Source organism: Peptacetobacter sp., from assembly GCF_029264495.1.
In the GTDB taxonomy this organism is placed as follows: domain Bacteria; phylum Bacillota; class Clostridia; order Peptostreptococcales; family Peptostreptococcaceae; genus Peptacetobacter.
The window spans coordinates 1-4,390 of sequence record NZ_JARIBH010000017.1; the positions used below are offsets into that span (position 1 = coordinate 1).

The window sequence follows — 4,390 nt, forward strand, 5'->3', positions numbered from 1 at the left end:
CTCTTTTATCTATTCCACCCATAGCATGTGCTATATATTTATTATCATTTATCCAATCATAATTAAATTTATTTTTAAAACTATCTATAAAAACTCTATTTCCTGATAACTCCAACACATTTACATACATACAATTTTCAATAAATTCTAATGGAGCATATAACTTTCCGTTCATAATTTCAATTCTTCCATCTAATTTATACTCTTCTTTTGTATTTTTATTGTAAACAATATTAGAACCTTTCTTCAATTCATATACAGTTCCCTGATAATTTAAAATAATTTTTCCAAAAGATTTTTGTTCATAATCCACCTTTTCTCCAAGTGCTTTTATAACATCATCTAAAGGTAAAAAAATTATATTATTTCTTATTTTATAATTATTTATAGGATTAAATTTTTTATTATTTATGTATAATTGTTGATTTATTTTTGCATTTTTATATTCATCAATTCTTTTTGCTTCTTTGTACTGCATTATTCCTAAATAAATAACAAAGCACATTATAATTGAAAATGAAATTATTAATAATTTATTTATATTTTTAGCAGAATTAAATTTTTTTAAATATTTTTTTATACTATTTATAAAAAACACTCTCCTTTTATTGACTACTTTATATTATATATTATCATCAATTTATATATAAAATCAAAAGTTTATCTTATTATATTTTAAACTACACTCCTATTATCTTTTAAAATGAAATAGGTGCATATAAATATGCACCTATTTCCCCACTATCTATAAAAGATATCTAAAAATAATAATGTATAAATTCATATTCGATATATCCGTTTGAGGGTACGGAATCGAAATTATGAACACAATTAAATATATAATTCCTTACCTATATTATACCTTATAGCACTTATCCTTTCAATAATAATATAAATTATTTTTCTAATATTATCTAAATTTTTTTACGTAAATAAAAAGAGCAGGTAACCCTTTGTAGAATAAGGTTACCTGCCTAAAAAAAGAAATTGTGAAGGTTTTATTCTTTTTTAATACATAATATATCTATATATAAAAAGAGATTAAAAAAGAAAAAGTTTTAAAAAAAGAAAACGGTATATACTTAAATGAAAATAAATAAAAATAAAGAACAATGAAGCATAAATAAATAATAAAAATTATCAGTAGTAATGCCAAAAACATATCTTTAGCATTACAATTCAATTTTAAAATTTTTAACTTTAAATACTTACCTATTTATACTTGCTATATAAATATATAGCAAGTATAAATATATATTTTTATTTAATTTCTTTAATTAATTTATATTTTATATCTATTTTTATATCTATATTTTATTCTAATATTATTTGAGTATGAATGTTTTAATATTATCCTAAGTATGAATATATTTTATTTTTATTGAATTTATTTTTATTCTGTCTATTTGTTATTTGATTTATTTATCTAATTTTAATCTATAATTTATTTCATTATACAATTATTATTTGTATAACACTTGTTATTTTAATATTATTTAGCTAATCCTAAACAACTAGCTAATGTTTTAACTACATTTGTACTTACACCATAACCAACTTGGTATAATCCATCTGCTTGTTTTGCATTTAATTCTATAGCATTCACCTGTGAATTACTTAAACTATCTGTAGCTAATACTATAGGAGAATTATTTAATGCTGCTAAATTAGAAACTGTTAATGCATCTACTAACCCCATTTTATTATGCATACCATCTTTAGCAACTAAGATATCGTTATTTGCACCAAATGCATTTTTATAATATTTATTTATTACCTTTGCATTAGTTTCTTTTCTATTTTCTCCTGCTAATCTATATGCTGATCCATTTTTACCTACTGCATCTTTTATATCATTAAAGTCTTCATCAGAAACAACAGATTTTCCCCCTACTATTGTTACATCTTTACCATTTAATGTATCTAATGCATTTTCTGATATACCATGTACTCCTGACACTATTATCGGATTTATAGCATTTCCTGACGCAGATATTTTAGAACTCGATGCTACTGAAGCTATTGACATTGCATCTGCTTCTCCATTTGCGCCTACTACAAACGCACTATCTGTATTCCCTATTGCTGATGCTACTTTTAAAGAAGTTGCTTCTCTATCTTCACCACTGAATCTTTTAACTGTAAATCCATAAGATTTTAATTCTCTTTCTAATCCTTTAGATATAACACTATTTCCACCTACAAGATTTATAGTTATTCCTTTTAAATCTCCTATTTTTGCATTAGCTGCTAATTCTTTTATATAGTCTGCTGTTGCTTTTGGTATAGTATCTGTTTTTGTTAATAGCATTGGTGCATTTAATTTTGCTGCTAATGGTGATGCTGAAAGTCCATCTACTAATGAATTTCCATTTACCATAACTATATTCCCTGTACCATTTACGAAAGCTGTATTCTTATTAGCATATTCTTTTGCTACTGTTACAGCTGTTTCATATCTATCTTCCCCTGCTAATATATCTACTTTTGCATCTTTATTATATAACCAATTTAATAAAGTTTGAGTTTCTTTTTTACTACCCTTTATTGTATATGTAGTTACATTCCCAAATTTATCTGTTATATTAACATCGAATCCATATGTTTTATCAGTTGACTGTGGAAGATTATAATTTGCTGTAGATATATTTAATCCTGTTAATGTTTTATATGATACATTTGCTTTTAATCCATCTTTAGATGTTGATTCTATTAATGATAATAATTCATGTCCTTTAGTTGTTAACATAAGTCCATCATATAAATCTGATGTATTATAAGTATTATTTTCACCAATTATCTTTATATCTTCAACAACTTTATCAGCTATATCTACATAATCAGTTAATCCACTTTCTGGCATATTTACAAATCCACAAAAATCTGATGCTTTTGCTGGTGTAGTTTTAGTTATTTGAGCTGAATTACCATTTGTATCTATATAACTAGTAAAATCAAGTATTTTATCTCCTGGTTTTATAACTATACTTGTTCCTGCACCTGAATTAGTAGCTAATTTTATAGTTATAGACTGATTCTGATCTACAGTTATATCAGTTTTTGGATTTGCTATTATATTAGTGTTTCCTTGTATTCCAGAAGTTATTTTTGTTTTTAAAACATCTGACATATCTGATGAATCATATTTTTCTTTTAAAGTATTTGCATATACTTTTTCATTTGTTCCTGTTCCTTCTGTTATAAAACCTCTTGAACATATCTGAACAACTTGTCCTGATTTTAAATTTCCTAAAACATTCTGTAATGCTGTCTGTAAAGCCATTCCACCTGTTTTAGTTGCTGATGATATTTCTTTTGACTCTATTCCATCTATTTTAATATAGTAAATAGAATCTCCTGCTAAATCACCATTTCTTTTATCATCTGTAAACTTTTTAGACTCTAAAGTTTCTCTTACTTTTCTAATAAGTAATCCTAAATCTTTAGAAGACATATCTGTGTTTATAGAATTTGTCGATTCTGCCATTACAGGCACTGCTGTTGTAGCTAGCATAGTTCCTGCCATTACTACTGATAATTTTTTCTTATTCATTATCATTTCCTCCATTCTACTTTAATTATTACATCTCTTTTCATTTCTTTTCTTGCACTTAAAAAATAAGTGCTATTTCCTTCCACGCAATATAGTCTATCTTAAAGATAATATAATAACAATATCATTTCTTTGTATTATTAAATAAATATATATTTTAATATTTATTAAAATATAATAATTTTATTTTATTTTATTTAATAAATTAAAAATTATTATTTATATTATTCATATAATATTCATAGTATACGAATATTTATGTATATTGTATTCTTATAAAAAGAAATACAATTTTTTAATAGAAAACAGCAATTTGAAACGATAAGTAAATTTTATCTTTATATAATTTTTTATAATTTTTTATAATTATTTATTTTTATTTTCAATATGAATTTATTTAGAATATTTTTATTTGATTTTCATTTGTTAATTTCATTCTAACTTCTAATAACTCTTTTTTTATTTTATAGCATTTATTTAATTATTATTATATTTTTAATTAATAATATTAATGATTATTTTTTCTTCTTTTCTCTTGTTACATATATATTTCTATTCATTTTATTATCTACTTTAATTAATTTTCATATTCACTTTGGATTATAAATATGAAAAAAGGACTATTGATTAATCAATAGTCCTCTCTAATGAAACCTAGCTTTATTTTAAAGCTCTATTCTTTTCTTAATTAAGTGTTTTTAGTTGTTTTGTAGTTTATCTAAGTTCTAGTAGCTAGATTCACTAAAAAATACTCTATCCTAAGGATAGAGTATTTAAACTGGCTGGGGATATAGGATTCGAACCTATGCATACAGGAGTCAGAGTCATGTGCCTTAC

Annotated in this window: 2 protein-coding genes; both read right to left on the reverse strand. The window is 23.6% G+C overall.

Going from position 1 to position 4,390, the window contains the following annotated elements:
* Positions 1–478 (reverse strand): stalk domain-containing protein (locus tag Q1J78_RS01290; protein ID WP_300276692.1); only part of this gene is annotated, 478 nt, incomplete at its 3' end.
* A 1,014-nt stretch (positions 479–1,492) separates the two neighbouring features.
* A complete protein-coding gene (locus Q1J78_RS01295) occupies positions 1,493–3,553 on the reverse strand; it encodes a cell wall-binding repeat-containing protein (protein ID WP_300276695.1) in 2,061 nt (686 codons plus the stop codon).
* Between the last annotated feature and the right edge of the window lie 837 nt (positions 3,554–4,390).

What these genes read in the sequence shown, in the direction of transcription:
- Q1J78_RS01295 (WP_300276695.1), bottom strand. Translation starts at nt 3,553, where the DNA reads ATGAATAAGAAAAAATTATCAGTAGTAATGGCAGGAACTATGCTAGCT.